Here is a 6,275-nt window from a genome sequence, read left to right as displayed (position 1 = left end):
GCAGGAGGTCAGCGAGTGTTTCAACTTGATTGGGTTTATAACTGTTGATGATGTCGAGGGCTTGAGAAACGTGGATAAAAAATCCGATAAACAGGGTCTATCGGATTTTTACATACAGGTAGGATCATTCAACTGATCTGCCGATTAAAGTCTTAACTGATCGGCATTAGTGCCTCGGCACCCTTTTTCGTATTTATGGAATCTGTTTAGGATTACGCTTTTTCTGGAATTGCTTCTAGAAGTGCAACCATTTGATCCCAGAACAGTTGAACGGTATCAATCTTCACTTTCTCATCTGGAGAGTGAGGGAATTTGATGGTTGGACCGAAAGAAACCATATCCATGTTCGGGTAAGGTTCTTTAAATAGACCACACTCAAGACCCGCGTGGATAACCATGATGTTCGGCTTATGACCGTAGATGCCTTCATACATATCACGGAAGATTGCCATGATCTCTGAATCTGCATCAGGTTTCCAACCAGGGTAAGCGCCAGAGAAAGCGATCTGTGCACCAGCTAGTTCTGCTACTGATTGAAGCATACCTTCAACTTGGCTACGACCTGAGTCGATCAATGAGCGAATTAGGCATAGAACCGTTACTGTGTTCTCTTCTGTTGTGATAACGCCAACGTTAAGTGACGTTTCAACCACACCTTCAACTTCATCACTCATGCGCATTACGCCGTTTGGACAAGCATTCAACGCAGCGATGAAACGTTGCTGGTCTGCAATCGCAAACACTTGTGCTTCTGTTGCTACTTCTTCATTGAAAGTCACGATGTCGGTTTCAACTTTACCAAGCTCAGTTTTTAGTAACTCAGTGTAGTAGTTGAATAGCTCTGCCAACTTATCTTGATTCTCAGCTGGTAGAGCAACGGTAACGAAGGCTTCACGAGGGATAGCGTTACGTAGGCTACCACCACGGAACTCAACAAGACGAAGATCCAATTCTTGTGCGTGACCTGCTAGGAAACGGCCTACAAGTTTGTTCGCGTTGCCACGGCCAGTGTGGATGTCACAACCAGAGTGACCACCTTTTAGGCCTTTCAGCGTTAGCTGACGAGTCACAAAACCTGCTGGGATGGCATCACGTGTAATGTCGAATGTCATTGCGCCGTCGATACCGCCAGCACAACCCATGTACACTTCGCCTTCTTGTTCTGAGTCAGTGTTTAGAAGGATGTCGCCTTCCAACCAGCCCGCTTCAAGACCAAATGCGCCTGTCATGCCAGCTTCTTCATCAATCGTTAACAGTACTTCAATAGGGCCGTGTTTGATTTCAGTAGAAGCGAGAACTGCAAGACAAGAAGCCATACCGATGCCGTTGTCCGCACCAAGCGTTGTGCCTTTTGCTGTTACCCACTCGCCATCGATGTATGGTTGGATAGGATCTTTTGTGAAGTCATGATCAGTATCTTCATTCTTTTGCGGCACCATGTCGATGTGCGCTTGAAGAACGACGCCTTTTTTGTTTTCCATGCCCGGCGTCGCTGGTTTCTTAATGAACACGTTGCCAGTTGGATCGCGGCGTACGTCAAAACCCTGCTCTGTCGCCCAAGTAACAATGTACTGTGCTAGTGCTTCTTCATGTTTAGAAGGGTGAGGGATTGAACAAATCTTATCGAAAAACTGCCAAAGTGGAGCAGGTGATAAGGTACTGATTTCAGAATGGAATTCAGACACGGAAGACTCCTTTGATGTGCTTTGCCAAATTTAAACCGTAAATTTAATGAGTGTTTAGCAGTAAATGCTAATCGGTATTGGCTTGGAATTGCCCTCAGCATACCACCACAAAAGCCGTTCTAGTAGTTGTGGTGAAAAGGATTTGCCCTTGAACTGTCACAGATTATGAACACAACCTAATACGCTAATGCAACGCTCTTAGTATGAATTGAAATTTTGTTTAATTTTTAATTTACTAAACTGTAATTTAATTACAGTTGATTCTTGATGAAGATCAATTTATCAGGTTTTTGTGATTCTTGTCACTAAAATGCTTGTAATTAAATTTCTCGGTGGTATATTTGTAACCAGCTTCTGAGAGAAGAATGAAATGCTCAAAGGATGAGTCCGTTTATCGCCTCCAAGGAACCGAGAAATCAACCAAATTAACAGTATTAATTGATTTAGAAGGTGATATTTATGAAAGGTTTACCAAGTGCAATGTTCTGGAACAGCAAATCTGTTTACACCGGTAACTTTGTATACCCAACAAGCTTTGGTTACTAATTGAAGCCAACGCATGTGACTCGAACAAGTTTGTTCACCCCTATAAATTGGAATTTTTTTTCAGTGCATAGTGCTGACATGATTCACCGCCACTCAAATTGAGTGGCGTTTTTTTATCTGCAGTATCAAACTTCGACTACTTTCTCGCCACCAAGCTTCCATTCTACTAACGCATCTTCAACTTATTTCATTTTCTGACTAATTTTGTGGGTATTTAACGTCCAAAACCTCAGGTTTACGTTTGAAAGTTTAATACATTGCTCAGTTTGTACACGCTGAGCCGAACAAAATACAATTCTGTTAGTTGTTGTTTATTAAGATCTAAATTCTTGCCTTGTTTAAAACACTAGCGAATAGGTTTCATATCCAGCGAAAAAAATCCCATTAGAGTGAAAATTCTATCTGGAATTTGTTATTTGATAACTTTATAATTCGAGCCAATCGATTACGCAACCGTTTACTTTTTACCTTTTACAGGATTCGATCATGCTCGAAAGGCTCTTTAAACTTAGTGAAAATGGCACCAACGTGCGCACTGAGATCATCGCAGGTGTCACTACCTTCCTAACTATGGCTTACATCATCTTTGTAAACCCAGCTATCCTTGCGGATACTGGTATGGATCGTGGTGCCGTGTTCGTTGCGACGTGTCTTGCTGCAGCTATTGGCTGTTTCATCATGGGCTTGGTAGCAAACTACCCAATCGCTCAGGCGCCTGGCATGGGCTTAAACGCGTTCTTCACTTATTCTGTTGTGTTGGGCATGGGTTACACATGGCAAGTGGCCTTAGCCGCTGTATTTGTCTCTGGCTTGCTGTTCATTGTCTTGAGCGTGTTCAAGATTCGTGAGTGGATCATCAACTCGATTCCTCTTTCTCTACGCACTGGTATCTCTGCTGGTATCGGTCTGTTCCTGGCGTTCATCGCACTGAAAAACGCAGGCATCGTAGTAGACAACCCAGCAACGCTAGTTTCAATGGGTAACATTACGTCATTGCAATCGGTACTTGCTGCGATTGGCTTTTTCATGACGATTGCATTGGTTCACCGTGGTGTGAAAGGTGCGGTTATGATTGCTATCTTAGGTGTGACAATTCTTGGCCTTATCTTCGGTGACGTTCAGTGGGGCGGTATCATGTCGACTCCACCAAGCATCGCACCAACCTTCATGCAGCTAGACTTCTCTGGTTTGTTCGAAGTTGGCATGATCTCCGTAGTGTTTGCTTTCCTATTCGTTGACTTGTTCGACACTGCAGGCACGCTAGTTGGTGTTTCGCAAAAAGCAGGCCTAACTGATGAAAACGGCAACATTCCACGTCTAAACAAAGCGCTACTTGCTGACTCAACAGCAACATCAGTGGGTGCGCTACTAGGTACATCAAACACGACTTCATACATCGAGAGTGTTTCTGGTGTTGCAGCTGGTGGCCGTACAGGTCTAACGGCTGTGGTTGTTGGTGTATTGTTCCTTCTAGCTCTATTGTTCTCGCCACTAGCGGGTATGATTCCAGCCTACGCAACGTCTGGTGCGCTATTCTACGTCGCAATCCTTATGCTTTCTGGCCTTGTTGGTATTGACTGGCGTGACCTAACAGAAGCAGCGCCAGTGGTAGTAACGTGCTTGGTAATGCCTCTGACTTTCTCTATTGCAGAAGGTATCACGCTAGGTTTCATTGCTTACGCTGCGATTAAGTTGTTCAGTGGTAAAGGCCGTGAAGTGTCGATGAGCGTGTGGGTGATGTCTGCAATCTTCATCGCGAAGTACATTCTGGGCTAATTCCCGTAATCTTAAAAAGCCAGTGTGAGCCAAAACTCACACTGGCTTTTTGTTTGCGAGTTGTTTGAGAAAGAATTGTTTGAGAACGTATTGCTTGAGCAAGGATCGTTTTAGAACGAATCTCTTAAGAACGAATCGTTTGTGACTCGTTTCTACGTGAATTCATTCACTTCTCTGTTTTGTGTTGTTCACCGAATTCGATTTTTCTGCGTAATAGACGGAGAAATTTGATATCAGCGTTGGTATTAGCCATGGCTTTCGGTAGAATAATCGTTTGCGTAGCTTGAAACCCCCATTTCCTCTGGTGTGGAAAGTTTAGTTTGTTGAGTCCAATTCAGCGCCATCAACTAAGCAGAGGGGATGCATATTTTGAAATTATTAGGTTATTACAATGAGTAAAAAATTCATTATCACTTGGGATGCGATGCAGTCTTACTGCCGTGAACTGGCTGAGAAGCAAATGCCAGCTGAGCAATGGAAAGGTATTTGGGCGGTAAGCCGTGGTGGTCTAGTTCCTGGTGCAATCCTAGCGCGTGAACTGGGTATTCGTCACGTTGATACTATTTGTATCTCTAGCTACGACCACGATCACCAGCGTGATATGACAGTAGTTAAAGCACCAGAAGGTGACGGAGAAGGTTTCCTAATCGTTGAAGACCTAGTAGATAGCGGTGACACAGCACGCAAGCTACGTGAAATGTACCCGAAAGCGAAGCTTATCGCAGTATGTGCTAAGCCTGCAGGTGTTGAGCTACTAGACGATTACGTAGTAGACATCGCTCAAGACACTTGGATCGAGCAACCTTGGGATATGTCTATCCAGTTTGTTGAGCCAGTGAATCGCAAACAAAAATAAGTTTGCACAAGAATATTGAGAAATGCCCCTTTATAGGGGCATTTTTTTTATTATTATTACGCTATTGCAACCAGCTTAGAGTTCTTCCTATGTCAGAAGACGTCAGTAAAAACCTTTCCGAAACTTTGTTCGTGAAACACAAGCAAGCGAAAGAAACCTCTGCACTTACTCAATACATGCCGACCAGCCAAAAAATTCTTGATGAGCGAGAAGAACATGGCGAGCGTGCTTGGTATCGTCATTTGAGACGTCTTCAATGGGTGTGGCAAGGGTTATCACCGATTGAAATGGAAGCGGTTCTCGCTAAAATTGCATCATCGAAGCACTCTCGCACCGAAGATAAGTGGCTCGATACCGTTATGGGATACCACAGTGGTAACTGGGCATTTGAGTGGATCAAGCTGGGTATGGAGCACCAACGTCGCTCGAATGAGATGAAAGGTGAAGAGGCGGCAGATGAGCTGTTTACCGCTTCATTATGTTTCAGTATTGCTGGCTATCCGCATTTGAAAAACGATAACTTGGCGACGCAAGCGCAAGTACTCGCGAACAAAGCCTACACCGAAGGTTCTGAGAAAACGCAATATGTGATCAAGCAGATTGAGATTCCGTACCAGAAGCGCAAGATCATCGCGAACTTGCATCTGCCACGCACCGACAAACAGTTACCGGTCGTGATGGTGAGTGCGGGCTTGGACAGTTTGCAAACGGATATGTGGCGTTTGTTCCGCAATCACCTTGCGCCAAAAGACATTGCGATGTTGACCATTGATATGCCTTCGGTTGGTCATAGCTCGCATTGGCCTTTGACGGAAAACTCCAGTTGCCTTCACCAAGCGGTTTTGAATGAGCTGTTCTCACTGCCTTGGGTTGATCATCATAAGGTAGGTTTGATTGGCTTCCGTTTTGGTGGCAATGCCATGATTCGTCTTTCTTTCGTTGAGCAAGAGAAGATCAAAGCGTGTGTTGCTTTAGGTGCGCCAGTGCATGATGTGTTTACTTCCCCTAAGAAGTTGCAGCAAATGCCGAAGATGTACCTAGATTTACTCGCTTCTCGCTTAGGTAAAAATGCTGTCGACATCAATAGCATGGCAGGCCAAATGATGGCGTGGTCTTTGAAGGTGCAAGGCTTCCTGACCAGCCGTAAAACCAAGGTGCCTATTCTCGCCTTGAGCCTAGAAGGTGACCCAGTTTCCCCTCATAGTGACAACCAACTTGTTGCACTATTTAGCCAGTATGGACAGGCGAAGAAAATCAGTTCCAAGACAATTACAAAAGGGTATGAGCAATCCCTCGATTTAGCCATAAAGTGGTTGGAGGAGGAATTATTAAGGTGACAAAGCTCCTAATTTAGTTAAGAGTGATATATGTGAGCAAAAAATAAGCTCATGATAATTAGGGCGTGTTGATCT

4 protein-coding genes are annotated in these 6,275 nt (G+C 44.3%); 3 read left to right on the top strand and 1 reads right to left on the bottom strand.

Annotated features, from left to right (window positions below):
- Positions 1-212 precede the first annotated feature (212 nt).
- The gene (locus tag KIV40_RS17355) at positions 213-1,685 is read right to left on the bottom strand and encodes an aminoacyl-histidine dipeptidase (RefSeq protein WP_012127153.1); all 1,473 of its coding nucleotides are present in this window, start codon (positions 1,683-1,685) and stop codon (positions 213-215) included.
- 1,032 nt (positions 1,686-2,717) lie between these two features.
- Between KIV40_RS17355 and KIV40_RS17350 the strand changes: the two genes are divergently transcribed.
- From KIV40_RS17350 to frsA, 3 genes are all read left to right on the top strand, one after another.
- Positions 2,718-4,007, top strand: coding sequence for an NCS2 family permease (locus tag KIV40_RS17350; protein WP_005424863.1), 1,290 nt, complete (start codon positions 2,718-2,720; stop codon positions 4,005-4,007).
- Between the two features lie 391 nt (positions 4,008-4,398).
- Positions 4,399-4,863, top strand: a complete 465-nt coding sequence (tet(34), locus tag KIV40_RS17345; RefSeq protein WP_005424848.1) for an oxytetracycline resistance phosphoribosyltransferase domain-containing protein Tet(34) — start codon at positions 4,399-4,401, stop codon at positions 4,861-4,863.
- An 89-nt stretch (positions 4,864-4,952) separates the two neighbouring features.
- Positions 4,953-6,200, top strand: a complete 1,248-nt coding sequence (frsA, locus tag KIV40_RS17340) for an esterase FrsA (RefSeq protein ID WP_012127154.1) — start codon at positions 4,953-4,955, stop codon at positions 6,198-6,200.
- Positions 6,201-6,275 lie beyond the last annotated feature (75 nt).

It is taken from the genome of Vibrio sp. D173a (assembly GCF_030248475.1).
Note: the sequence above shows the minus strand (reverse complement) of the source record. Positions and strands in the feature narration are given on the sequence as shown.

Coding starts and splice junctions, on each gene's coding strand:
- frsA (WP_012127154.1), top strand. CDS start 4,953: ATGTCAGAAGACGTCAGTAAAAACCTTTCCGAAACTTTGTTCGTGAAA.
- KIV40_RS17350 (WP_005424863.1), top strand. CDS start 2,718: ATGCTCGAAAGGCTCTTTAAACTTAGTGAAAATGGCACCAACGTGCGC.